Origin of the sequence: Leadbetterella byssophila DSM 17132, from assembly GCF_000166395.1 — a bacterium.
Lineage (GTDB): Bacteria > Bacteroidota > Bacteroidia > Cytophagales > Spirosomataceae > Leadbetterella > Leadbetterella byssophila.
Genome location: NC_014655.1, coordinates 3538035 through 3562189 on the forward strand (window position 1 = coordinate 3538035; position 24155 = coordinate 3562189).

Here is a 24155-nt window from a genome sequence, read left to right on the forward strand (position 1 = left end):
CTTTTCGGGGTCAGTCCACAAAGCACCCCTCTTTTTTTAATCTAGATTTTTGGAACCTTCCACTATTTCTTCAACCACACTTGGGTCTAGTAGGGTGGAGGTGTCTCCTAAACTATTGAACTCTCCCTCTGCTATTTTTCGAAGGATTCTTCGCATAATTTTTCCGGATCTGGTCTTAGGAAGTCCTTTTACAAATTGAATCTTATCCGGTTTTGCTATTGGTCCAATGATTCTCGAGACGGTCATTAAGATGTCTCTTTTCATCATAGAGTTAGCTTCCTGATCTTCTTCGAGGATGACGAAGGCGTGTACCCCTTGTCCTTTCACGTCGTGAGGATAACCCACTACCGCGGATTCTACCACTCCAGTATGACTATTGATAGCATTTTCAACCTCTGCGGTGCCTATCCTATGACCGCTTACATTGATGACATCGTCTACCCTACCTGTAATGCGGTAATATCCGTCTTTGTCGCGGAGGCAACCGTCGCCCGTGAAATACCTTCCAGGATAGGTGGAGAAGTAGGTACTCTTGCATCTTTCGTGATCTCCCCAAGTGGTTCTAATTATGGATGGCCATGGGAAGGTTATACACAGGTTTCCACTCACGCTATTCCCTTCAATGACGGTTCCGTTCTCATCCACAAGGGCTAATTGTACCCCAGGTAAAGGCAGAGTAGCAAAAGAGGGTTTAGTGGGAGTGATACCTGCAAGAGGAGAGATCATGATCCCACCGGTTTCTGTTTGCCACCAGGTATCTACTATGGGGCATTTTCCTTTTCCTATATGTTCATGGTACCAGTACCACGCTTCTTCGTTGATAGGTTCGCCTACGCTACCTAGAACTTTAAGAGAACTAAGGTCTTTGTCTTGAACATATTCTAAGCCGAATCCCATCAAAGAGCGTATAGCCGTAGGAGCAGTATATAGAATATTTACTTTGTGACGAGCAACGATATCCCAAAGTCTACCCGCGTCTGGGTAAGTAGGGACCCCTTCAAACATCACGGAAATAGCCCCAGAAAGTAAAGGTCCATAAACCAGATAGGAGTGTCCTGTAATCCAGCCTACGTCAGCGGTACAGAAGAATACATCACCTGGATTATATTGGAACACGTTTTCAAAGGTGTATGAGGTGTAAACCATGTAGCCTCCACAGGTATGCACTACTCCTTTTGGTTTGCCGGTGGAGCCTGAAGTATAAAGGATAAATAATGGATCTTCTGCGTCCATTTCTTCGGCAGGACATTCCGCTTCAACTTTCTTGATTTCTGATTCCCACCAGAAGTCACGCCCTTTGATCATGGATACAGGAGTACGCGTATGTGTAGCCACGATCACCTTCTTCACTGTAGGGCAAGCTATCAGGGCGTCATCCACCGTATCCTTCATAGGGATATGTTTTGATCCACGGATGGATCCGTCTGTGGTGATGACTAATTCACATTGAGAATCATTGATACGATCTGATATAGAGTGAGCAGAGAAGCCCCCAAAGATCACGGAATGTATGGCGCCTATTCTGGCGCAGGCAAGTACAGCTACAGCTAATTCAGGGATCATGGGCATATAGATACATACCCTATCGCCCTTACTTACTCCGTGTTTCTTCAGTACGTTAGCGAATCTGCAAACCCTGTCTAATAGGATTTTGTAGGTAATAATTTCCGGTTCGTCTTCCGGGTCATTAGGCTCCCAGATGATAGCGGGATGATTAGGTTTAGAAGCTGCATGTCTGTCTAAGCAGTTCTCTGTGATGTTCAGCTTACCATTTCGAAACCATTTAACTTGGTAATCCTCAAAATTCCAATCCAGTACCTTAGTCCATGGTTTTTTCCACTGGAACTCCTGCGCTATTCCTGCCCAAAAGGTCTCCGGATCCTTTACACTCTCCTGATAAGCTTGATGGTATTCTTCTATGGTTTTTATTCGCATATTACTTAAGGTTTAGTATTGAAATATAGCACCGCCCTTAAATCGGTGCAGTTTATAAAAATTTATCTACTTCTTGATAGGCTTTGATCAATGCCTTTTCTCCCTCTATTCCTTTGCCAAAATTCCCGTGCTCCATCCCGAAGATGAAGTTCCTATTAGAGGCTTTGGCTTTGTTGTAGATATGTTTGAAAACGTTTTTGTAATTGATTTCTCCTGTGGTAGGTTCTTTTCTCCCTGGTTCATCTCCGATCTGGAAATACCCTATTTCATCCCATGCCCAATCAATGTGTTGTATCAATCTGCCTTCATTTTTTTGCATGTGGTAGATATCAAAAAGGATCTTACAGGATGGGCTGCCCACAGCTTTACAGATCATATAGCTTTGGTCAGAATAACGGAGGAAAAGATCAGGATTATCACTTAATGGTTCCATAACCATCACAAGGCCATGCGGTTCAAAGATCTCCACGGCTCTTTTGTATAGTTCTATGACGTTTGCTGTCTGTATGCCAATTGGTAATTCCCTTGCAAAGTAACCCGGCACTACTGTCATGTATTTACCATTAACTCTTTTAGCTACCTCTACGGCATCTTTACAAAGTTTTAGAAATCCGTCTACCAGCTCTTTCTTTCCCGTAGTGTAGGAAACCTTCCAGTTTTCCCCCGCATCTAGCACAAAGACGCCCATTTCCATGTTATGTTTGGCTAAACGCTCTCCTATCTGCTTTTGTACTTCAGGTGTTCTTCCCATTAGGCCGTTATCTTCAAATGACCTGAAACCTTGGGCGGCCATGAAGTCTATCTGAGCCATAAGATCTTCTCCTGCAGATGCTCTGAACATCCCGAAGTGAGGAGCGTAACTTAAATTGAAGGGATATTTTTCAGGTGTGTTAGCAGCGAAGGAAAAACCGCCTGTGCCTAATACTGAGGCAGTTGTAAGGGTCTTCTTTATAAAGGAGCGTCGGGAATTCAACATAGTTAGATTTGGTTTAATTTCTAGCTAGTAAAATAATAAAAAAAATATTGAAAATTTTAATCTTTATCTTGAATAAATTCTATATTTGTAACACTATTTAACCTTAAATGTCATTCATAGACCTCCCGAAGTAACCCCCGGGAGGCTTTTTTTTATTTTACTGCTATTACAGAGATTTCGACATTGACGTCACGAGGAAGTTTGGCTACCTGTACGGTTTCCCTGGCAGGTGGGTTAGTGGTAAAGAAGCTACCGTATACTTCGTTCACTGTGGCAAAATCATCCATATTCTTCAGAAAGATGGAAGCTTTAACCACATTTTCGTAGTTCATCTCTGCAGCTGCCAATATGTGTCCCAGGTTTTCTAAGACCTTTTTAGTTTCTGCTGCTACATCATTTAAAGGAGCGATGTCTAAGGCAATTTGACCTGAAACATAAAGTGTATTTCCTGCTAGAATAGCTTGAGAGTAAGGACCAATGGCCGGTGGAGCCTGTTCGCTATAGATTACTTTTTTCATTGTATTAGATTAGATTTCCGTAAAATTAAGCGTAGACTTCTAGCATTCTAACCGTTATGCCTAAATTAATTGTCTTGCTTATGAATACTCCCTACCTTTGTTAAAAAACAATCATACTTTATGCATAATGCCATATTTCATATTCCTCAACCTGTGAACGAGCCGGTTTTGGCTTATGCTCCCGGGTCAAAGGAGAGAGCTGCGCTTGAAGCCGCTTTAAAAGAAGCGCGTAGCAAGCAAGTAAACATTCCTATGTATATAGGATCAAGAACGGTAGAAACGGATAAGAAGATTCGTTTGTCTCCTCCTCATGATCATCAACATGTATTAGGTTATGCTTCAGAAGGTGATGCATCGCATGTGACTGAAGCTATTGAAGCTGCATTAGCGGCTCGTGGAGCCTGGGCGGCTCTGCCATGGTCAGAGCGTGCTGCTATTTTTCTAAAGGCTGCTGATCTACTTTCAGGTCCATATAGATATAAAATGAATGCTGCTACCATGTTAGGTCAATCCAAAAATGCCTTTCAGGCAGAGATTGATTCAGCATGTGAGCTTATAGATTTCCTTCGTTTTAATGCTGCATTCTATCAGGAAATCATGGAAGAACAACCTAGTTCTTCTCCTGGTGTTTGGAACAAAATGGAATATAGACCTCTAGAGGGATTTGTGTTCGCATTGACTCCATTTAACTTTACTGCTATAGCAGGTAATTTGCCAGCTTCTGCTGCTATGATGGGTAACGTAGTAGTATGGAAACCATCATATACGCAGATTTATTCTGCGCAAGTGATCATGGAAGTGTTTAAGGCTGCAGGATTGCCTGACGGAGTGATCAATCTTATCTACGTGGATGGTCCTACCGCCGGTGATATCATCTTCTCTCACCCTGATTTCGCGGGTATCCATTTCACTGGAAGTACAGGTGTGTTCCAAAATATCTGGAAAACCATAGGTACCAATATTCATAAATATAAATCTTATCCGCGAATTGTGGGTGAGACAGGGGGTAAAGACTTTGTTATTGCACACAAATCTGCAGATCCTAAGGCGGTAGCAGTGGCATTAGTAAGGGGTGCATTCGAGTTCCAGGGTCAGAAATGTTCGGCCGCTTCAAGGGCCTATATCCCTGCATCCTTGTGGGAAGATGTTAAGAAATTTATGTTAGAAGACCTGGCTACCATCAAGGTAGGTCCTACAGAAGACTTCTCTAACTTCGTGAATGCAGTGATTGATGAAAAGGCTTTTGATAAGATTGATGCTTATATACAAGGCGCCAAAGGTGCTGAAGGGGTAGAGATCATTGCTGGTGGTAATACTGACAAGAGCAAAGGCTATTTTATAGAGCCAACCGTCATCCTTACCTCTGATCCACTCTATAAAACCATGCAGGAGGAGATCTTTGGGCCTGTTTTAACTGTATACGTATACGAAGATGAGAAATGGGAGGAAACGTTGAAATTAGTAGATTCTACTTCCCCATACGCCTTAACCGGTGCTATCTTCTCTACTGACCGTTATGCGATCAACCAGGCAACTCAAGCCTTAGAGAATGCTGCAGGTAATTTCTATGTAAATGATAAGCCTACCGGAGCGGTCGTAGGTCAGCAGCCATTTGGTGGAGGCAGAGCTTCAGGAACAAATGACAAAGCAGGTTCTAAGTTGAACCTATTGAGATGGGTGAATGCTAGGACCATTAAAGAGACTTTTGTCTCTCCTACAGATTATAGATATCCATTCTTAGGATAATGAAAATGGGGCTAAAACTAGCCCCATTTTTTTATTTTGTAAATTCTCCACTTGCTCTCAATTGGACTACATCACTGATCATAGTCTCTCCAAATTTGCTCCCAAAGTTGAAGTCGGAGCGCTTAAGGGAACCTTCAACATCAAATCCTGCTGTTTCTTTGCCGGACTGTTGATTCGTTATCTTACCGTTTGGTTTAAGCGTCAAGGTTATTGATTTGGTTACACCGGCCAAAGTTAGATCACCCGTTACTAAAAGTGTTTTCTTCTTTCCTTTTTTAACGCTGGTGCTTTTGAAGGTCATAGTAGGATATTTTTCTACATCAAAGAAGTCTGCACTTCTTAAATGTTTATCGCGCATATCCACCCTTGTGTTCACAGAGTTTGTTCTGGCCTCCATTTCAAAGTAAGCATCGCTAAAATCATCCTTGTTCGACACAATTTTTGCATCAAAGTCTGTAAAAAATCCTGTGACAGTAGAAACACCTAAATGTTTTACACTGAAGGATAGCTCTGAGTGGGCTTTATCCTGATTCCAGTCAGTCTTCCATACGAAAGAGGTTAGGAGAAGGAATAAACAGCCCAGTGTGGTTAATCGTTTCATATGAATATTTAGTTTAATTACCTATTGGTTTGGCTAGTGAAGGTACTTTCAAAGATTTTATCCGCATTGCCGGTCTCGAAGCCTTCTCTTCTGTGTTCTCTTTTGATTTCTTTCAAATGTTGGAACTCCGGAAGCACTTTCCTTTCTGCAAATTCCACATAACTGCCGGAAATCATATGTTCACTTCCGTCAGCAAAGGTGGCACTTATCATTTCCGCAACTGTAGAACTTTGAAGCAAGCCTCCGTCAGGACTGACTTTAATCTTACCTCCGGCATCATTTAGCTTGATCCCTATTCTTTCTAAAAAGTCATTGAAACTTTGGATAGAATTATAGCCTTCAGGTAGATTATGTACGGAAATGGTATAATGGTTTAGATAATACCTGTTGTAAATGACCCATGCTGCATATTCACTTTCCTTCAGTAATCTTTCATAGTCTGCCCAGTCAGGAGTTCTCCATAGCGGTTGATGCAGAAAGGCATCTATGGCTTTCCCATCTTTCAGGTCCAGCAAATCCACAGGGTCTTGTTTAACCTCTGAGGTATAGGATTTAATTATCTTTTGTGCCTCTTCGCTCAGATCCTTTACCCTTAATTCACTAACAAAGATTCGGGGGTATTTCGGTGCGGGAGGGGAAAACCAGTATGCGTTTAACTTCTTGCCTTCAAAATAGAAATAGTCTCTTTTCTCATAACCTAGGGCCAGAAAGATCTTCTCAAAAGAGGCAATCCCTAGGTGCGGAACCCCCATAGTTCTGAAGGCTACATGATCATTTTCTATCTCATTGGGAGAGGAAATCATACCTTCCTCTACCATAGCAGAGGTGATTTTTTTGACATCTGGTACCCTTTCAGCATACCGACGCATTAATCCCTCTAAAACTACCTCAAGCGTGTTCTCCATAAAGCTTACCGTTTTCCGTACTTAAATAGTCTTCAAAGTTAATCTCTTCTTGCTTGATAAATCCTTTTTGCGGAAGTTTTCCGTCTGCAACCATTTCCATTACTGCTGCAATTGACGCTGCTGTGGTCCAGGAAATGGCTCTCCACTGCTCCCCGTCTATTTCTTTCGGATAATATGCCTCGTAGAATTCCTCTCTGGCTATCTCGGAGCCTTTCCATCCTTCCACTACTGCATAAACGTAAACCACGTCTTCCTGAACGGGAGGTTTAGCTTCTGTTAAGATTTGCTCAATTAGTTCTCTCTTTTCTTTAAGGATTAATTCATACAATAAGAACTTCATCAATTTAGCATGACCCGGATAGCGAATAGTCTTATAATTCAGTGTGTCTACTTTCCCTGCAAAGGTATCACACATGGTACCTAAACCACCAGAGGTACTGAAAGCTTCGAACTCGTTTCCTTCTATTTGGATATACTCCAAACCATCTAAAGAAGGGACCATCTTCTTTTGTCCGTTATGTATCACTTCGGCATCATTGATGTATTCATTGATCACACCTGCCGGAGACCAGGTAAAAGAATAACCTAAAAGGCCATTGGGGTATCGAGGTAAGGCACCTACCCTAAGTTCAATGTCTCTAAGTTTCGTGAATCTTTTAGCCAAATGAGCCCCCACTATTCCAATCAAACCCGGGGCAAGACCACATTGAGGAGCCATGACTGCCTTAGAAGTCTTTGAAAGCTCCATAATGGCATTTGTGGTAGGTACATCTTCTGTTAAGTCGAAGTAATGAATCCCGTGTTTATGTGCCGTTTTTGCAATGTTCAAATTTAGATTATAGGGCATTGCTGACGCTACAGCATCAAAACCGGGCATAATTTTTTCTAAGAATTTGATGTCAGAGACATCACCTTGAACTACCTCAAATGGTAGTTTTTTCTCCGGAATGCGTTTGTCTAATCCGGTAACTGTAAAACGTTTTGAAAGTAGGATTCCTACCAAAGAACCCACCTTTCCCATGCCAATGACAAGGACTTTATTCATAGGTATAAATGATGTTTTTGTGGCCTCGATAAAGGCCGGTTGAATGAAGATTATATGTTTTGCCCATCGGGCACGAAGGAGCAAGCACTACGTAGGTAGGCTAGTCGGGCGAGGAAATATTTAAGGTCTTTGAACAATTATAATGCTGTGAATCTCATTCAAAGATAAAACTTCCTTATAGTCAATGCAAATTTTTTAGAGATGCAGCCTGCATTAAGGCTCTTCGGTATATATTTTCTCTCTTTTTAACGCATTCCAAGGAGGAGTAGTCTTGATTAAGTACTTCCGAAGCTTTTTGAATAAATGTATTTTGGAGTTCCGGATTGTTTAAAATCTGGTGTGTAGCCAGGATAAAATCTTCCGGGGTATCAGCTATCTTACAGTTTACATCATTTGTCATGGGAAGACCTTCTGCACCTACTGAGGTACTGATTACTGGAACATGGTAAGAAACGCCTTCTAAGATCTTCATGCGCATACCTGAACCTATCCTTAATGGAACGATCATGATGGAACCTTCCATGATGGTGGCTAAGTCTGGGACAAAACCTTCAAAACGCACATTGGTATATTCTTCAAACCATTTCTTTTTTTCTTCTGACCATCTCCCTACCACGCTTAATTGAACATTAGGATTCAATCTTTGGATCTCACTCCAACAATTGCTCAGGAACCAATCTATCCCATCTAAATTTGGATAATGCTGGTCGGGTCCTAGGAAAATAAGTCGGTTTTTAGAGACAAAAGGAGTGTTTATTTCATGTTCTGACATGATCATGGGGAGGGGAGAAACTTCCAATTTTTCGCTTGGTACCCCATCCGCCAATAGAATTTGCTTATCAATTTCAGTCAAGCAAACCACTTTGTCGAAATGATTGATTAATCCTATCTCCATCACTTTAGTATTGTAGATCTTCCAATCGTCTTCCGCCTTTTGATCTAGAAGCGTAGCTTTCTCTAACATCATGCGTTTATATCTCAATTCATGATGCACAAAGATCTTGGGAATGTCTTTTGGAATAAAGTGTACCAAAGGTGCCAGATCAATAAAATCTATCTGTACCAGGTCAAAGATGCCTAATAGGATCTCACTTTGGAACACACTGATTAGATCTTCGAAATAGTAGTTCATGAGGTTAGATGCGTTCAATTGCATCTCTCTCTCCATGATCTGGGCTTTAGTGAATTTGAGTTTTCTACCGAATAATTGTCGAACGAGTCCCACAACTAAACCGTCCTGAGGTTTACCTTGAGGCAACTTAAATGTGCGGATGTTTACGTCCGGCCAAAGGTCTTGTAATTCTTTTACAAAATTACTTTCAGGAAGTATGATTGTGACATTGTGATCTTCTCTAAGAGCATCCACCATACGGAAAGTGCCGCTTTTTCCCCCATCATTAATAGGGTACGGAAAAACCAATGTGGCCAAGAGTACGTTCATCAAATCGGAAGTTTTTCAAAAAAGTGGTAAATTCTAAATGTTATACCTGTGAGTACTCGTTTAAGAAAACTTTTCTTTGGAGCTTCTTGAACAGGTTTTAAGTAGTAACAACGAATTTTTTTCAATTCATCGTGCCCATTTTCTTTTAATTGGGCTCTATATCCATTAAATAGTTCTACCAAATCTGGTCTGTTATTAAGATCAAAACGATTTTGCCAACGAGAAATATTTATGGGATCCTTAACGTCTATCCCGCTATAGTGGTAAAAAACCAGGGGCTGACCATTACTAAAATATTTCCCATCCGCCTTCGTGAGTTGTCTTTCGTGCAAGTTCCAGTAGGATATATTGTAGCCTGGATATTTATCAATCTTCACCCCTTCGTAGTACAGAGGAACCATATTGCAGTACAATTGGTCCACAAACATTCCGTTTTGAATGTCCATATAGCATTCCGTACGGAGTTTTGTCATCCACCAATGTAAGAATTTAAACGTTTCCTCCGACCTTTTTACTGCTAAAAATCCGAGATTATATATGCCGTTTACGAACATTTGCTGCTCTGTTCGCGATTTGTTATCAAAAATAGGAGTGTAAAAGTGCGGTGTTAAGACGATGTTATGATCTACCAGACCTTCCTCTATTCCAGTTAATTTATCGAAGATTTCGATGTCCGGATCAAAGTAAATGACTCTTTCTAGATTTGGGTCCTGATCAAAAAAGTATTGGAAGTAAAAAGGTTTTACTGCCGTATTTAGCTCAGTGATATCATAGCGTTCTGTCATGTCTGCAAATCCATCTATTCCTATGTTATGGACTTCCAACAGATCCAATCCTTCAATGAGTTTTGGATCCACTCCGCTACCTTCAAGCTTATCGCAAAGACCTACTACGAATGTATAGTCCGGATTAGTCTTTTTTAAGGATTTGGACAGTATTTTGGCTTGAGCCAAATAATTTATAGAACAAATAGTAAAAGCAAACTTCTGAGACATACGCCTGAAAATAAAGTGACAAAAATACTATCGCTTTGATGAAAATGGGTAGAAATAAACAAATATTAGTCCTCTATTTTCATTCTTATCCTCCACTCTGCGGGGAGATAATTGTTAAATCGCTGACCGACTGCCTTCGCCCAGCCCAATCCTAGATTCTTATATTTCATTAGAACCCAACCACTGATAGGCTCAGGTAATTCAAATGGCTCCTTTTTTAAGAATAGTAACGCTTGCTTTTCGTCTAGTTCTAAAGAACTTACCTCCTGATTCAGCAGAGTGGATAGTGCCAAAGCATGTGAGGGAATAAAATCCTTACCTTTAAAATGGCCCACTTCCAAACCGGATGATCTTTTTTGTAAAGCTTTTAAGACGGAACCATATTCTAAGATTAGATGACCCGGAATGGCCACTATGCCTCCATCATTTTTTTGAAAGAGTTCATAGTTGTCCTCATTTAACCAAGGGCGAACCTGTTCTGTAAGACTTCGATTTAAGCGCGAAAGTTGGGGCCTGCCTTTTACATATCTTTCGTCTCTGCTTCTGTTTCTAAAGGCGGAGATATAGAAACCTTCTCCTTTTAGTCTGTGAGGGTAAAATTGTAAGCCGAAATCTGTTTTAACTATTCCCCATTCTTCTGGCATTTCTAGGGAGATGGCTTCAAAATCTAAGGTACGAGTTAACCATAATCCGTTTTCCTGGTTTTCCTTTTTGTTATAGGTGCAAGTGGAATAAAGGAGCAAGCCGTCAGGGGCTACTAGCATGGCGGCTGCACTTAGAATCCGCTTTTGGCGAGCAGAGCATAGTTCTACGTTGTTCAATGACCATTCTTCCGTTGCCTCCGGTGTTTTTCTGAACATACCTTCTCCTGAACAGGGAGCATCTACCAGAACCACATCGAAAAAGCCTTCGAGGTCGGAGAAGGTTTCTGGGTCTTGTTGGGACACTATGACATTGGGATATCCCCATTTTAGGAGATTTTCTTTTAAAATGCTTACTCTGCTTTTGATAACTTCATTCGCTACCAGTAGATCCTCCGGTCCTAAGAGAGAAGCCAGATGCGTGGTTTTTCCTCCTGGAGCAGCACAAAGATCAAGGACACGTAGGGGTTTATCCGCTGGGACGTGTTTTTTGAAGATCTCCTCCACAATCATGGAAGAAGCTTCTTGCACATAGTAAGCTCCTGCATGGAATGCCGGATCCAAGGTAAATATCGGTCTTTCTTTTAAATACCTTCCTGCCGGAGTCCAAGGGATGTTTTCCAGATTTTGGAAGGGGAAGTCGTAGGTTTTGGCAGGATTTAGTCGGATACTAACCGGAGTTTCTTCTTGCAAGGCTTTTTCAAAGTCCGGAAATTCCGAACCTAATTGAGCTTGCATCTCCGTCACGAAATCTATAGGTAGTTTCATTTGTTTTGCATTAATACGATGGGCCTTTGTAGGGCGAGATTATTGGGGTAGGAAATAATGATTCCTTCGTCTGTTTCTATATGAATATTAAAAAAGGTGATATCGTGCACCTTGCCTTCTACAGAATCATCTTTGTCCATGATTCTGATCCTAGATCCTATTTTAAAAGGAGAATTAAAAAACAGAATGATGGATGCGGTGATATTACTGATGATGGACCACTGGGCAAATAGTGCTACGCCAGCGACCGCAAATACGGAGGCAAAATATACGGATAAGCCTTTTACGGAAATGTCCCAAACAATACCTAAGACAATAAAGAGTATGATGGCAAAGGCGAAATTGAAGAATTTGTTAGCATACACTCTTTGGCTGTTATCTAACTCATATTTGTTCGCATGGTTACGAATCATGATACGAGAAAACTCCCGAAGGCCAAGCAGAATGATGATGGCTATGACGGTGATGACTACTTTCAGATAGATGTCTTCTGTCTTCATTTCAGGATATTTTTTTACAAAAATACCGAAATCCTTTTACAATTTGGCCATCACTAGCTGGCTTTAAGCGCCACTTTTTGAGGGATCACATGGGAAAACAGGGGATGGTGATGGATCATATAAAGCTTCGCACATGCCATAGCATCAGAAAGGGCATTATGATGTGTAAGGTCTATACCGTAGAGCTTAGAGCAGGCTGCAAGATTTACTTTTGGAAGGCCCTTTTTTCTATAGATCTTTACCGTACAATCCCATTTCTTGGGTAGTTCAAGTTCGGAGTAGTCTAATCCGGCACTTAACATGGTGTAGTAGAGCACATCTTTATCAAAAGCAGAGTTATGTGCCACGATCTTTTTGCCCTGGAGTATAGATTTAAGTTTGGGATAGATGTCTTTGAAGGTAGGGGCATTTTCTGTGTCCCGGGCGCGAATACCGTGCACCTTGGTATTGTAGAAATTGTATTCGTTATTGGGTGGCTGGATCAAGGTATAGTACTCCTCTATAATGTCAAGTCCCTTAACCCAGACCACGCCTACTGCGCAGGCGCTATCCTTTTGTGCGGTAGCAGTTTCAAAATCTATTGCAACGAATTCCACTTTATCTAAGTTTTCTTTCCCAATACTCAGCTTCTAATTGTTTTCTGGCTTGTCCTGTATCTAAGAATCTCTTCAGTGCGGGGTGCAAATTACCTTTTGAAGTCAAATGCCACAGCCCACAATCTTCACACTGGTACACGGTGACTGCTTGATTGTTTTCGAAACGACCTCTTACTTCCAGTAGTGCAGTCAAGGCCAATTCCTCTGAACTATAAGAACGTTTAGAACAACTCATGAATTTTTAAGCCAAAAATAGAGAACTTAGTTCGTATTAGGTTTGCTTTTTTTTCGAAAAGTGGGTAGAACAGGAATTTTTTCTCTGATTTGGAAGTATCAAAAATTTTTCGTAAATTTATTTATAAGCCTTTTGAAATCAGTAACATATCCGTTTTTAAACGTTTATATTCGTTTATAAATGTTTGTTATACGATTATTGACTTAGATTTAGCCAGCTTTGCATCGTAAAACTATTCAACTATGGCAGCAGTAAATAAAGTATTATTGATCGGGAATCTGGGTGCAGACCCGGAAGTTAAGACTCTTCCAAGCGGGGATAAGGTAGCAACCATTCGTATGGCCACTACTGAAACCTATAAGAACAAGAACGGTGAAAAGGTAGAAGACACCGAATGGCACAGGGTAGAATTTTGGGGAGGATTGGCCGGTATTGTAGAGCAGTATGTGAAGAAAGGTGACAGCATTTACGTAGAAGGTAGGATCAGAACGGAAAAGTACACGGACTCTCAAAATGTGGAGAGATATAGTACAAAGATCCGTGCTTCTCAGATGCAAATGTTAGGTAGATCACCGAAGACTGAGGAGAACATTGCCGCTGTTGAAGATGATCATCTTCCATTTTAATGGAAGAAATCTTCCGTTTTGATCTCAAAACACATTAATTTTAGGGGTATTTTTTTACCCCTATGAACATTCTTTCGGGAATTGCTGCATTTTTTATGCTCCTGTGCACCTTATTAGGATTTAAAGGTGCAAATGGGGTACGCGTGTTTGAAAGAAAGCACAAAGTTTTCTTACAGTGGACTTGTATACTATGCGTAATCTGCGCAATAGAGGTAGCATTTCGTAAATTCGCTTGGACTTCTAAAGATCCTATACTTTATCTGGAAATCTTAGGATACCTGGGTCTAGCGCTTTGGTTTTTAATGATTATAAGTCGGATTAGTACCACGCTGACGCACGGAAAAAAGTTTGGTATTATGGCTTTATACTCCTTAGCTGGATTATTGGGACTGATCATCATTAAAGTGGTTCTTTATTATATTTGAAGAGTTCGTGTAGTGGTTTTGGATTCAAATGCTTCGTACCTTTGCCTCCAATTTTCTCCACGTAGTATGTTAAGAAATACACTATTGTTTTTTGTTTTGCTGGGCTTTGGGTCGTGTAAAAAGAAATCCGCTGAAAATTTTGACCGCTTCCCTGAAGGTAAAAAGAAGGAATATATTACTGTGGAGGGCCTGACGGTTCCTGATTCTGATCTTGACGTGAGTCTCTTTGCCTCTGAACCTATGCTCTATAATCCTACTAACATGGATATAGACCATAAGGGTAGGGTTTGGCTTTGCGAAGCATATAATTATAGAAATGATGTTAACCATGTTCCATATGAGAAAAAGGGAGATAAAATCCTTATTCTCGAGGATACGGACGGAGATGGGAAAGCTGATAAAAGCAAGGTTTTCTATCAAGGGGAGGATGTGAATGCAGCCCTGGGTATATGTGTGCTAGGTAACAAGGTCATAGTGTCTGCATCACCGAATGTGTTCGTATTTACAGATGAAGACGGAGATGATGTGCCGGATAAAAAGGAAATCCTATTTAAAACCAAAGGAGGGCTGCAGAGTGATCACGGGGTACATGCCATGATCTTCGGTCCCGACGGGAAACTGTACTTTAACTTCGGAAATCACGGAATTGGGTTGACAGATGCAAAAGGTCAGACCTTGAAGGATATTTATGGAAGAGAAATAGATCAAACGCGTCAACCCTTTCAAGATGGAATGGCCATCAGATGTGACCTTGAAGCAAAGAACTTTGAGGTGGTGGGATGGAACTTCAGGAATAATTATGAGCTATGTCTAGACTCCTTTGGTAGAATCTGGCAAAGCGATAATGACGATGACGGAGTTAGATCAAACCGTTTGAATTATGTGATGCCGTACGGAAATTATGGGTACAAGGATGAGATGACGGGTGCCGACTGGCGCGCGTATCGTACTAACAAAGAAGACTCGGTGTGGAAACAGCATTGGCATCAGAATGACCCGGGAGTTGTGCCGAATTTGAAAGTGATAGGGGCCGGATCACCTACAGGTATCTTCGTGTATGAAGGTGAACTATTACCTGAAAGATACAGAGGGTCTGTGTTTCTTGGTGACGCAGTAAACAATGATATTTCGGCTTATCAAATTAATAAGGAGAAAGCAGGTTATACTGTAGATCGGAAGTACATTATCCATGCTACGGATCAGTGGTTTAGACCCTCTGATGTGGCAGCGGGACCAGATGGGTCTGTTTTTGTAGCTGACTGGTATGATGTGGGTGTTGGTGGCCACTTTGTGGGTGACTTGGAAAAGGGTAGGATATACAGGGTATTTCCCAAAGGTAATTCAAAGTATCAAGTGCCGAAATATGATTTCTCAGACCTTAATAGCAGCTTGGAAGCTTTGAAGAACCCTAGCAATTCTGTCCGATATCTGGCCTACCAAAGTCTAAGAAAATTCGGGAAAGTGGCAGAGGCAGGTCTCTATGCCATAGCTAAGGGCGATGATGTAAGATATGCTGCAAGGGCTCTTTGGTTGCTGAAGGAATTAGATGCTAAATACTTGGAAGAATTTTCCGCACATCCTGATGAAGATCTAAGAGCCGCTTTAGTGCGTATGAGTCCTCAAGTGGATCATTCAGAATTTCTGATTAAGATGTCAAAGGATCCTTCATATCAGGTAAAACAGGCGGTAGCTACTCGAATCAGTCCCACGTATAATCCTGTGGCTTGGTTAAATCTGGCCTTGGCCTACCAAGGGAATGATCGCTGGTATTTGGAGGCTTTGGGAATAGGTGCAGGTGCAAATTGGGATAAATACTTGGAAGCTTATCTCAAGTTGAAGAAAAATGGACCGGAATGGAATGATATCCTATGGAGAAGTCGCGGTAAAAGAAGTGCAGATCTTTTGGTTGATCTTATAGCAGGGACTTCCCATGAGAATTCATTGAGATATTTCAGAGCTCTGGATTTTCAAGATAAAGCCTTGCGCAATAATGCTCTCCTCCGACTACTGAAGATGAGTCAGTCGGAAGAAAGGAAATTACTCATCTTTAAACATTTTGATACTGAAGATATATTAAAAAATCCTGAGTTTCATTCCCTAATACCTAATGTCTTAAAGGGTATAAAGAGCGATAAGGACTTTTTAGATATTGTTTCCAAATATGGATTAATAGAACAAAAGGATAGAGTACTTTCCATTTTGGATAGAAGCGAAGAGCCATCGGTATATAGGCAGGCAGCGGAGGTTGCCAACCAACTTTTTGGTATCGGTGTATTGAAAGATGCTTTAAGTCAGAAACCTCTACGCTTGGACTTTGCAAAACGAAGAATAGAGAGAATTGGTCTTGTGGATCATGAAGTGGTGACTCGACAATTGATTCAAGTGTTCACAAACAAAAAGTATCCTTTTGAGCTACGTGAAGCAGCTGTATTGGCCATGGAAGGGTATATGAGTGACGTACGCCTCTGGGAGTTGATGAAGGTGAACAAGATCAGTAAGGATCTGCTTCCTGCAGCAAAAGAAGTGATGCGGAAAACCTTCCACAATGATATCAAAGTGGAATTTGAGCATATGTTTGGAAAGGCAGAGAATATACAGGTACATCCTATGCCTGATTTTAGCCAGAAGGGTGATGCTATGTTAGGTTTGAGTAGCTTTGCTAAAAACTGTTCTGTCTGCCATAGTAATGGTAGTATTGGAGGGAATTTCGGTCCGGGTTTAGGGTCTATTGGTAATAAGTTGACCAAAGAAGCGCTATATAATGCTATTGTGTACCCTAATCAAGGCATTAGCCTGGGTTACGAAACGTCTATCATTACGTTTAAAGACGGGTCTAGTATGCAAGCCATTGTTACCAGTAAAACCGCTAATTCATACTTGGTGAAACTGCTAGGAGAGACTGAATTGAGAGAGTACCCACTGGATGCGGTGAAATCTGTGGAGGTAGTAGAAAAGGTCTCATTGATGCCTTCTTTCCCTCTGGAAGAGAAGGAAATGCTGGATTTAATTACCTATCTTTCTACTCTTAAGCAAGGGTCATAAAGATTTGATGCTTTAGGAAGAATACACCGTTTTGTGTCTTGAATTGATGGAATCTCTTTCGAGTGGGGGGAATCATCCTATGTTTTAGTAGAACTTTTTTGGCGAGATGAAGGAAGATCTTAGAAAAGGTCTGTCCTTCATAGGTATGTCCATCTTTTTGATCTTAAAAATCTTCTTATAAAACTTGGTCACGTAGGTGGGTCAATCTTTTGACATTAAAGGATCTTAATTTGAACCCGAACGTATACTAGAACAAGCATTGGGCATGTTTAAAGAATCTCCTTGAGTTGCTCTAATTGGGAGATCACTGCATTGTTGGTTTCTGAGGCCTCAGGATTGAACCAGATAAAGGGAAGACCTGCATTCTTTGCTCCTTCTTTATCGGCAATTTCATCATCTCCCACATAAACGGAGTTTTCAGGATTTGCGTTTGCTTTTCGAAGAGCGAATTGGAAGATGGCAGGGTCTGGTTTTCTACTATCAGCCACATCTGAGGTGATAATTTCCTGGAAGTAGGAGAGAATACCACTACCAGTCATTTTGCGCGTTTGGATATCAAGGTATCCGTTGCTAATGATGTGGAGATTATATTTACCGTGTAAGTATTCTAAGACTTCTAAAGCACCTTCCATCAGATAGGTTTGATGAGGGAGTAAGCGCATAAATTCTTCATTCATGGCTAAAGAATCTGCGTCCGTACAACTTACAGAATGAGTTTCTAGAGTCTCTTTGAATCTACGTCTACGTAGTTCGTCGTGGGTGATCAGATTCTGTTCTAAATCACGCCAAAGTCCCCTGTTCACACGTCTGAAGGTGCCAGTAAAGGTTTCAAAATCCAGGTACGGTTTAATCTTATTTGCATGGATTTCTTCCAAGCAAACACCTGAATTCCTTTCGAAGTCCCAAAGGGTATGATCTAAATCAAAAAAGATGTGTTTAATCATTCCGGGAGTCTAAGTCTTTCTACTGGAATTCCATTTTCCAAATGGCTTTCAATGATTTCATCCACGTCTTCCGGGGTGACATTGCCATAAAATACGCCTTCCGGATATACTACCATTCCCGGTCCGAAAGCACATACATCAAGGCAACCTGTTTTTTGAGCTCTCATGGTTTTATTGAGGCCTTTCTCTTTCATTTTTTCTTTGAAGAGATTAACCAGAATCATGCCTCTTTCACTCCCACAACATTTTTTAGGAGCTACTTTGTCATTGGTACATATAAAGACGTGTTTTTCGTATTTCATAATTCATTCCAGATTTCCCAGGATTTTTCTGCCTGGTAAACTAACATTTGGTATCCGTTTAATACTTTGGCTTCCCTGTTCAAGCCTTCCTGCATAAAACGTGTTGTTTCAGGGTTATATACTAAGTCGTAAAGGAAATGCTCACTTCCTATCAAATCATAATTCAGGGGAGGTGCTGTTTCCACTTTAGGGTATGTTCCAAGTGGTGTACAATTGACAATCAAATGGCTGCTTGAGAGCAGGTTATTTGCTTCCTCATAGCTAATGCTATTTTCGCCCGGGTTTCGAGAAACCAAATGGTATTCGATACCAAGATCTTCTAAAGCTACCCTGATGGCTTTTGCTGCTCCACCATTTCCTAAAACCAAGGCATGGGAAACAGTTCTGCCGTTTAGGAATTCTTCTAGTGATTTTCTAAAGCCATAGTAGTCACTATTGTATCCTTTTAGTCCTCCCTCAGGTTTCACTTTTAGGACATTTACCGCACCTATTCTTTGCGCGGCCGGGTCAATTTCACTAAGAAAAGGTAATACGTTCAGTTTATGCGGAATGGTGACATTAAGTCCCACTAATTCCGGATTTTCTTTAAGGACTACAGGTAGTTGATCAATATGTTCCATTTCGTAGAGATCATATTGATTCATATCGCTGATGCCTGTTTTTTCAAACTTTTCTGAGAAGTATTTCCTAGAAAAGGAATGTCCTAAAGGGTAACCAATCAATCCGAACTTTCTCATGCTTCTTTTTTAGCAAACTTCATCTTTATAGCTCCGATGATCATTGGAAGTACAGAGATAAAGATGATGCTCAAAACTACCTTTTCAAAATTCTCTTTTACCCATTCGTTTGTTCCAAGGAAATATCCCAATAAGGTTATACTAGTTACCCAAGTAACAGCTCCTATGATACAATACAGGATGTATTTTGGGTATTTCATGCTTCCGGCACCTGCTACGAAAGGTGCTACGGTACGGATGATGGGCATAAAACGGGCGAGAATTACGGCTACACCCCCGTGTTTTTCATAAAATTCTTCCGTTTTTTCTATGTATTCTCTTTTTAAGAAGAGGATCTTTTCCCGTGATTTGATATAACTACCAAATCGACTTCCAATGAAATAATTGACATTGTCTCCTAATAGGGCAGCACCTATTAACAGTGGTATCACCAAGGTAACATCTAACTGTCCCGTGGTGGCAGCCAAAAGGCCAACGGCAAAAAGCAGTGAATCTCCGGGTAATAATGGCATGATGATCAAGCCAGTTTCCACGAAAACGACTAGAAATAAGATGGCGTAAGTGAGTTTGTCATACTCCGCCAAAAATTGTTGTAAAACGGATAGTGGATCCTTTAGGAAATCAATGATAAAGTGTATAAGTTCCATTAATTGTCTTGTTTTAGGCGCTCATCTTGGAAGTATTTGCCAAGTTTATATTTTTGTTTGATGTCTTCCGGTAAATAGGAGGCAAAGGTATCACTCCTAAGCCCTAAACGAGTAGTTTCTAATGCTATTACTTCTTCAGGTGCAATATTTCCTAAATTGACATTTGGTCCAATCAATTTAACGAAATATACCTGTTGAGGACGTTGAGGTGCTTCCCAAATGATATTCTCAGCAGAGATAGCATTTATAATCTCATCTACCAATCCCTGCCTAACTTCTCCAGTACTTCTGTATAAGCCAATGTTTCCGCTTTCTCTGGCTTCGCCAATAACTTTCCAAGAGCCTGCCTGTAATTCACTTCGCATCAAATCAATCCACTTATACGGAGCGAAGATTTTTTCGGCGTCTTTTGATCCTACTTCAGATAGAACCTTTCCGCGGGTAGCTAATTTGGCAATGTAATTACATTTTTCCTCATGAGGTAATGTAATGGAGCCGTCAGACACCTCTGCATATTCCAATCCATATTCGTCTAATACACGCAAATAATCTTCAAATTGATTTCTTACAACAAAGGCTTCAAATAGAGTGCCTCCAAAATATACAGGGATATTATGAGCGTGATAGAGTTGAATCTTTTCTTTTAAGTTTTCCGTTATGTACGATGTGGCCCAACCTAATTTTATTATGTCCACAAACTTCGCAGCTTTAGAAAGGAAGTTCTCCGCTTCAGCCAGACTTAGGCCTTTATCCATCACCATGGTAACACCATTGTTGCGAGGTTGTGCAGTACGTTCCGGAACGTGAGATAAAGAATAATTCATTGATTACGTTTGAATATAAGAAGGGCAAAAATACGAAATCATCGCGGGTTTCTTTTCCTATTTGAACAAAAATTAAGGGGTGTATATAAGGTCTTACCTAAACTTTTCTCGTATTATTGGTGATAAATTCATCTTCCTAGCGACTTTGAAAACTTATTTAAAGATTTTCATGTTATTTCTCATGGCCTCACCTGTATGTGCTCAGGTTTTTACTGTGAGAAACATTGAGGTTCAGGGGAATAAAAAAACCAAGACTGCAGTCATTTTGCGGGAAGTGCATATGCTAAAGGGGGATACCATCTCCGAACCTCGACTCACAAAGCAGCTCCAATTGATAAAAGAAAATGTAGTCAATACCAATCTATTCCTAGAAGTGGAGGTGACACCTTTATCTGACGCCGAAGGATATTTAGATCTGTTGATATGGGTAAAAGAAAGATGGTATATGTCTATATTGCCTATGTTAGCATTAGGTGACCGTAGTTTCAACGAATGGTGGTATGAAAGAGGGAGGGATTTGAGTAGGTTAACGTATGGTTTGAATGTAAATCATTTTAATTTTTCAGGTAATGGAGATGTGTTAACCGCCAATGTGCATTTAGGATTTACTCCCTATTACCAATTGGCCTATTCGCGGCCCTACATCGATAAGCAGAAGAGGCTGGGTTTTACGGCAAGGGCATTTTATGCTTCCAGAAAAGCTTTGCCGTTTAAGACCTGGAATGATAAGCTCACTTTTGCCAGTTCAGATCATACTTTGTATCAAAGGGTGGGAGGAGCTATTGATTTTAAATACAGAGATAGAATCAATTATTATCATACCTGGACCGGAGGTTTTTCAAATACGCAAATTAGTGACACTATAGCTCTGGCAAATCCTGAGTATTTCGGTGATTCCAGAACGAATCAGAATTTGTTATATACCGGTTATGAGTTTAGGGCGGACTTTAGAGATTTTAGGCAATATGCTGAAAGAGGCCATCTTTTTTTCAGCAGTGTGTATCATTATGTGGCGTTTAAAGGGAGAAATCAAACCAATGTGAATCTAAACTTCCACTATTTCCAACCCCTTGGAGCACGATTTTTCTGGGATTCTCAAGTAAGAGGGAAAGCCTCTTTTCCTAGGACTCAAAGCTATTTTTTGGTGAGCGGTTTAGGTTATGGAGGGAATATTGCGAGGGGGTATGAATTGTACGTGATTGATGGTCAGTTCTTTGCCCTAAGTAGACATACTATAAAAAATAAAATAATGGACAGGAGCTTTGATATTTCCTGGCTTATCCGGAAAAAGGAGTTTTCCTCTCTACCACTTAAAATCTATCCCAACGTATATTTTGATGTTGCGTATGTAAGGAATTTTCAGCCCCAATGGAGTAATTCTCGACTGAGTAACAGAACTTTGCTGGGAGGAGGAGTAGGTTTGGATATCGTGACTTTTTACAATGTGAATATAAGAGCCTATTATTCTGTGAATGAGATGAAAGAGAGGAATTTGTTCTTCACTTTTGGCAGGGAGTTTTAGCCGTTCATCTCCATAATCAGCCGTTTGATGATTAGCGTAGTGCAACTTGCTTTTCTTATTGTAATTTTGTAATCTACTATACTAACACTATTATGCAGTTTTTGAAGTATGTTTTAGCTACCATTGTTGGCATCTTCTTGTTCTATATTCTTTTCTTCTTCTTGTTTATGGGGATAGGCTCAATGTTTTCCTCTTCTGAAGGTACGAGCGAGGTCAAAGAGGGCACAGTGCTAAAACTGGATTTAGATGGTAAATTCACTGATTTGAAAAAACCGGAGGATCCTTTCACGGGGATATTGGGTGATGAAATAAATTATATCAGTATTAGAGAGCTACAGACTTCTTTAAAAAATGCAGCTTTAGATCCTAAGATCAAGGGTATCAGTATTTCTATCAACGATCCATCCATGGGTTTTGCGGAGCTAGAAGAAGTCAGGTCAGCCTTGCTTAATTTCAAGAAATCCGGGAAATTCATTTATACGTACGGAGATTACTTATCAGAAAAAGCTATCCTCCTATGTGCAGTGGCTGACAGTGCATTTATACATCCAGAGGGTTCAGTAGAATTTAATGGCTTATCTTCTGAGATAACCTATTTTCAAGGTACGCTGGAGAAATTAGGAATTGAACCCATCATCTTTAGGGTGGGAGAATACAAAAGTGCAGTAGAACCTTACTTCAGAAAGGATATGAGTGAGGCTAGTAAGGAGCAGATTAAGTCTTATTTAGGATCCATATCACATAAGGTTTATAGCAATTTTGCACAGGATAAAAATTGGGCATTAGCTTCCGTTGATAGTCTTTTAAACAAGGCTCCAATATTCACTTCTGATGAGGCTTTAAAGTTTGATTTGGTACAAGCTGTGGCTTATGCTGATCAATACGAAGATGCAATTAAGAATAAGTTAGGTGTCAAAAAAGTAGAATATGCTACCTTATCTACTTACAGTAAAGCCAAAAAGTTGATAAAAGAAAGTACTTCCTCTGATAGAGTGGCGGTGATAGTTTCTGAGGGTGAAATAGTTGACGGAAATGGTGGAGAAGGGTTTATTGCTGCTGAAGAGTTTATCAAAGAGATAAAGAGAGCAAGGAAGGATAAGAAGGTTAAGGCCATAGTATTGCGCATAAATTCACCTGGTGGATCTGCTATGGCATCAGATAAGATGTGGAGAGAAATCCAATTGACCAAGAAGGAAAAGCCGGTATTTGCTTCCATGGGAAATGTAGCAGCATCCGGAGGATATTATATGGCCATGGGTTGTGATACTATAGTAGCTCATCCCACCACCATCACCGGTTCAATAGGAATCTTTGGCGTCATGCTGAATTTCCAAAAATTCATGAATGATAAGTTGGGCGTTACCTTTGATGAGGTAAGTACACACACTTATTCCAATTCTCCTTCTTCAGTGAAGAAGATGACAGAGGTGGAAAAGCAGTCCATCCAAAACATGATCAATAAAGGATACGAAAGTTTTACTACTAAAGCTGCTCAAGGTAGGAAGATGGATTTGAATGAATTGAAGTCCCTAGCAGGTGGAAGAGTGTGGACCGGTGAGCAGGCTAAGGAAAATGGATTGGTTGACATTCTGGGGGATTTAGATACTGCTATAGAATTAGCAGCTAAAAAGGCTGGGATTAAGGATTATCAAGTGAAATACTATCCGTACCCTAAGTCTGACTTTGATAGGTTAATAGAAAAGTTTACTAAATCAGGGAGTGAAGCGCAGCTGATAGAAAAGCTTGGAGAATTTGGTCCTATATATAAGACTATCAAAGGATTAAGTAAAATGGATCTGGTACAGGCAAGGATGTTTGAGGTGCCGGAAATTAGATAATCATGATTTGTCGCCGTTCTTCATTTCAGTCTGCCACTTGTGTACTTTGTATTGCATAGTACCATATATAGCAGTAGCTTTGAATCATAAAACAAACAAATTATGAAAAAGCTAGTAAGAATTAAAGGTGAAGGGTCCATGTTAGGCGGTGTTTGTACCGGATTAGCAGAATACTTTGATGTAGACGTTACCCTTATCCGTATCCTGTTTGTGATGGCGGTAATCGCTCCCATTCCAGCGGTTATTCCTTACTTGGTGATGTGGGCTATTATGCCTCTCAAGTCTTCTGTCACTACACTACATACATAAATTAGAACAGGGCCTCATCGAGGTCCTGTTTTTTTTG

Annotated in this window: 24 protein-coding genes; 7 read left to right on the plus strand and 17 right to left on the minus strand. The window is 40.5% G+C overall.

Going from position 1 to position 24155, the window contains the following annotated elements; translation table 11 throughout:
• Positions 1-36 precede the first annotated feature (36 nt).
• The 3 genes from acs to LBYS_RS15685 all read right to left on the minus strand — a co-directional run bounded on the left by acs (position 37) and on the right by LBYS_RS15685 (position 3429).
• Entirely contained in the window at positions 37-1935 is a 1899-nt protein-coding gene (acs, locus tag LBYS_RS15675; protein WP_013409822.1) for an acetate--CoA ligase, read from the minus strand.
• Between the two features lie 52 nt (positions 1936-1987).
• On the minus strand, positions 1988-2911 hold the full coding sequence (locus LBYS_RS15680) for a hydroxypyruvate isomerase family protein (RefSeq protein ID WP_013409823.1): 924 nt from the start codon (positions 2909-2911) through the stop codon (positions 1988-1990).
• Between the two features lie 152 nt (positions 2912-3063).
• Positions 3064-3429 carry a Rid family detoxifying hydrolase gene (locus LBYS_RS15685; protein ID WP_013409824.1) on the minus strand — a complete coding sequence of 122 codons (366 nt, stop codon included), beginning with the start codon at positions 3427-3429 and terminating at the stop codon, positions 3064-3066.
• Positions 3430-3549: 120 nt separating this feature from the next.
• Between LBYS_RS15685 and pruA the strand changes: the two genes are divergently transcribed.
• Positions 3550-5175 carry an L-glutamate gamma-semialdehyde dehydrogenase gene (gene pruA, locus LBYS_RS15690; RefSeq protein ID WP_013409825.1) on the plus strand — a complete coding sequence of 542 codons (1626 nt, stop codon included), beginning with the start codon at positions 3550-3552 and terminating at the stop codon, positions 5173-5175.
• Between the two features lie 31 nt (positions 5176-5206).
• Here the strand turns inward: pruA and LBYS_RS15695 are convergent, their stop codons facing one another.
• The 9 genes from LBYS_RS15695 to LBYS_RS15735 form a co-directional block, all read right to left on the minus strand.
• Positions 5207-5776, minus strand: a complete 570-nt coding sequence (locus LBYS_RS15695) for a YceI family protein (protein ID WP_013409826.1) — start codon at positions 5774-5776, stop codon at positions 5207-5209.
• A gap of 17 nt (positions 5777-5793) precedes the next feature.
• The gene (locus LBYS_RS15700; protein ID WP_013409827.1) at positions 5794-6681 is read right to left on the minus strand and encodes a DUF1338 domain-containing protein; all 888 of its coding nucleotides are present in this window, start codon (positions 6679-6681) and stop codon (positions 5794-5796) included.
• Positions 6665-7726, minus strand: coding sequence for a saccharopine dehydrogenase family protein (locus LBYS_RS15705; RefSeq protein ID WP_013409828.1), 1062 nt, complete (start codon positions 7724-7726; stop codon positions 6665-6667). The genes LBYS_RS15700 and LBYS_RS15705 overlap by 17 nt, the downstream gene beginning before the upstream one ends.
• A gap of 181 nt (positions 7727-7907) precedes the next feature.
• Positions 7908-9167: a glycosyltransferase gene (locus LBYS_RS15710; RefSeq protein WP_013409829.1), complete on the minus strand. Its 1260-nt coding sequence runs from the start codon at positions 9165-9167 to the stop codon at positions 7908-7910.
• Positions 9167-10162 (minus strand): hypothetical protein, encoded by a 996-nt coding sequence (locus LBYS_RS15715; protein ID WP_013409830.1) that lies wholly within the window; start codon positions 10160-10162, stop codon positions 9167-9169. Before LBYS_RS15715 ends, LBYS_RS15710 begins: the two co-directional genes overlap by 1 nt.
• 65 nt (positions 10163-10227) lie before the next feature.
• Entirely contained in the window at positions 10228-11571 is a 1344-nt protein-coding gene (locus tag LBYS_RS15720; protein WP_013409831.1) for a methyltransferase RsmF C-terminal domain-like protein, read from the minus strand.
• On the minus strand, positions 11568-12071 hold the full coding sequence (locus LBYS_RS15725) for a mechanosensitive ion channel domain-containing protein (RefSeq protein ID WP_013409832.1): 504 nt from the start codon (positions 12069-12071) through the stop codon (positions 11568-11570). The genes LBYS_RS15720 and LBYS_RS15725 overlap by 4 nt, the downstream gene beginning before the upstream one ends.
• A 53-nt stretch (positions 12072-12124) precedes the next feature.
• Entirely contained in the window at positions 12125-12667 is a 543-nt protein-coding gene (locus LBYS_RS15730) for a 3'-5' exonuclease (protein WP_013409833.1), read from the minus strand.
• A 1-nt stretch (position 12668) separates the two neighbouring features.
• Entirely contained in the window at positions 12669-12902 is a 234-nt protein-coding gene (locus LBYS_RS15735; RefSeq protein WP_013409834.1) for a hypothetical protein, read from the minus strand.
• A 242-nt stretch (positions 12903-13144) separates the two neighbouring features.
• Between LBYS_RS15735 and ssb the strand changes: the two genes are divergently transcribed.
• The 3 genes from ssb (at position 13145) to LBYS_RS15750 (ending at position 16995) form a co-directional block, all read left to right on the plus strand.
• Positions 13145-13528, plus strand: coding sequence for a single-stranded DNA-binding protein (gene ssb / locus LBYS_RS15740; protein WP_013409835.1), 384 nt, complete (start codon positions 13145-13147; stop codon positions 13526-13528).
• A gap of 62 nt (positions 13529-13590) precedes the next feature.
• Positions 13591-13953, plus strand: a complete 363-nt coding sequence (locus LBYS_RS15745; protein ID WP_013409836.1) for a hypothetical protein — start codon at positions 13591-13593, stop codon at positions 13951-13953.
• Positions 13954-14019: 66 nt separating this feature from the next.
• The gene (locus LBYS_RS15750) at positions 14020-16995 is read left to right on the plus strand and encodes a PVC-type heme-binding CxxCH protein (protein ID WP_013409837.1); all 2976 of its coding nucleotides are present in this window, start codon (positions 14020-14022) and stop codon (positions 16993-16995) included.
• Between the two features lie 269 nt (positions 16996-17264).
• Here LBYS_RS15750 and LBYS_RS15755 read toward each other — a convergent pair whose 3' ends face one another.
• The 5 genes from LBYS_RS15755 to LBYS_RS15775 are packed head-to-tail and all read right to left on the minus strand — an operon-like array spanning position 17265 to position 20449.
• Positions 17265-17939 (minus strand): YjjG family noncanonical pyrimidine nucleotidase, encoded by a 675-nt coding sequence (locus tag LBYS_RS15755; RefSeq protein ID WP_013409838.1) that lies wholly within the window; start codon positions 17937-17939, stop codon positions 17265-17267.
• Positions 17936-18241, minus strand: coding sequence for a (2Fe-2S) ferredoxin domain-containing protein (locus tag LBYS_RS15760; protein ID WP_013409839.1), 306 nt, complete (start codon positions 18239-18241; stop codon positions 17936-17938). Before LBYS_RS15760 ends, LBYS_RS15755 begins: the two co-directional genes overlap by 4 nt.
• Entirely contained in the window at positions 18238-18978 is a 741-nt protein-coding gene (locus LBYS_RS15765) for a shikimate dehydrogenase family protein (RefSeq protein ID WP_013409840.1), read from the minus strand. Before LBYS_RS15765 ends, LBYS_RS15760 begins: the two co-directional genes overlap by 4 nt.
• Positions 18975-19625, minus strand: coding sequence for a VTT domain-containing protein (locus tag LBYS_RS15770; RefSeq protein ID WP_013409841.1), 651 nt, complete (start codon positions 19623-19625; stop codon positions 18975-18977). The genes LBYS_RS15765 and LBYS_RS15770 overlap by 4 nt, the downstream gene beginning before the upstream one ends.
• Positions 19625-20449, minus strand: a complete 825-nt coding sequence (locus tag LBYS_RS15775; RefSeq protein ID WP_013409842.1) for a phosphosulfolactate synthase — start codon at positions 20447-20449, stop codon at positions 19625-19627. The genes LBYS_RS15770 and LBYS_RS15775 overlap by 1 nt, the downstream gene beginning before the upstream one ends.
• Before the next feature lie 169 nt (positions 20450-20618).
• On the opposite strand from LBYS_RS15775, the gene LBYS_RS15780 reads away from it, so the two are divergent.
• The 3 genes from LBYS_RS15780 (at position 20619) to LBYS_RS15790 (ending at position 24118) form a co-directional block, all read left to right on the plus strand.
• Complete coding sequence (locus LBYS_RS15780; RefSeq protein ID WP_013409843.1) at positions 20619-21971, plus strand: POTRA domain-containing protein; 1353 nt, start codon at positions 20619-20621, stop codon at positions 21969-21971.
• A 92-nt stretch (positions 21972-22063) separates the two neighbouring features.
• Entirely contained in the window at positions 22064-23809 is a 1746-nt protein-coding gene (gene sppA / locus LBYS_RS15785) for a signal peptide peptidase SppA (protein ID WP_013409844.1), read from the plus strand.
• A gap of 102 nt (positions 23810-23911) precedes the next feature.
• A complete protein-coding gene (locus LBYS_RS15790; RefSeq protein ID WP_013409845.1) occupies positions 23912-24118 on the plus strand; it encodes a PspC domain-containing protein in 207 nt (68 codons plus the stop codon).
• The last annotated feature ends 37 nt before the right edge of the window (positions 24119-24155 follow it).

Coding starts and splice junctions, on each gene's coding strand:
- acs (WP_013409822.1), bottom strand. CDS start 1,935: ATGCGAATAAAAACCATAGAAGAATACCATCAAGCTTATCAGGAGAGT.
- LBYS_RS15680 (WP_013409823.1), bottom strand. CDS start 2,911: ATGTTGAATTCCCGACGCTCCTTTATAAAGAAGACCCTTACAACTGCC.
- LBYS_RS15685 (WP_013409824.1), bottom strand. CDS start 3,429: ATGAAAAAAGTAATCTATAGCGAACAGGCTCCACCGGCCATTGGTCCT.
- pruA (WP_013409825.1), top strand. CDS start 3,550: ATGCATAATGCCATATTTCATATTCCTCAACCTGTGAACGAGCCGGTT.
- LBYS_RS15695 (WP_013409826.1), bottom strand. CDS start 5,776: ATGAAACGATTAACCACACTGGGCTGTTTATTCCTTCTCCTAACCTCT.
- LBYS_RS15700 (WP_013409827.1), bottom strand. CDS start 6,681: ATGGAGAACACGCTTGAGGTAGTTTTAGAGGGATTAATGCGTCGGTAT.
- LBYS_RS15705 (WP_013409828.1), bottom strand. CDS start 7,726: ATGAATAAAGTCCTTGTCATTGGCATGGGAAAGGTGGGTTCTTTGGTA.
- LBYS_RS15710 (WP_013409829.1), bottom strand. CDS start 9,167: ATGAACGTACTCTTGGCCACATTGGTTTTTCCGTACCCTATTAATGAT.
- LBYS_RS15715 (WP_013409830.1), bottom strand. CDS start 10,162: ATGTCTCAGAAGTTTGCTTTTACTATTTGTTCTATAAATTATTTGGCT.
- LBYS_RS15720 (WP_013409831.1), bottom strand. CDS start 11,571: ATGAAACTACCTATAGATTTCGTGACGGAGATGCAAGCTCAATTAGGT.
- LBYS_RS15725 (WP_013409832.1), bottom strand. CDS start 12,071: ATGAAGACAGAAGACATCTATCTGAAAGTAGTCATCACCGTCATAGCC.
- LBYS_RS15735 (WP_013409834.1), bottom strand. CDS start 12,902: ATGAGTTGTTCTAAACGTTCTTATAGTTCAGAGGAATTGGCCTTGACT.
- ssb (WP_013409835.1), top strand. CDS start 13,145: ATGGCAGCAGTAAATAAAGTATTATTGATCGGGAATCTGGGTGCAGAC.
- LBYS_RS15745 (WP_013409836.1), top strand. CDS start 13,591: ATGAACATTCTTTCGGGAATTGCTGCATTTTTTATGCTCCTGTGCACC.
- LBYS_RS15750 (WP_013409837.1), top strand. CDS start 14,020: ATGTTAAGAAATACACTATTGTTTTTTGTTTTGCTGGGCTTTGGGTCG.
- LBYS_RS15755 (WP_013409838.1), bottom strand. CDS start 17,939: ATGATTAAACACATCTTTTTTGATTTAGATCATACCCTTTGGGACTTC.
- LBYS_RS15760 (WP_013409839.1), bottom strand. CDS start 18,241: ATGAAATACGAAAAACACGTCTTTATATGTACCAATGACAAAGTAGCT.
- LBYS_RS15765 (WP_013409840.1), bottom strand. CDS start 18,978: ATGAGAAAGTTCGGATTGATTGGTTACCCTTTAGGACATTCCTTTTCT.
- LBYS_RS15770 (WP_013409841.1), bottom strand. CDS start 19,625: ATGGAACTTATACACTTTATCATTGATTTCCTAAAGGATCCACTATCC.
- LBYS_RS15775 (WP_013409842.1), bottom strand. CDS start 20,449: ATGAATTATTCTTTATCTCACGTTCCGGAACGTACTGCACAACCTCGC.
- LBYS_RS15780 (WP_013409843.1), top strand. CDS start 20,619: ATGTTATTTCTCATGGCCTCACCTGTATGTGCTCAGGTTTTTACTGTG.
- sppA (WP_013409844.1), top strand. CDS start 22,064: ATGCAGTTTTTGAAGTATGTTTTAGCTACCATTGTTGGCATCTTCTTG.
- LBYS_RS15790 (WP_013409845.1), top strand. CDS start 23,912: ATGAAAAAGCTAGTAAGAATTAAAGGTGAAGGGTCCATGTTAGGCGGT.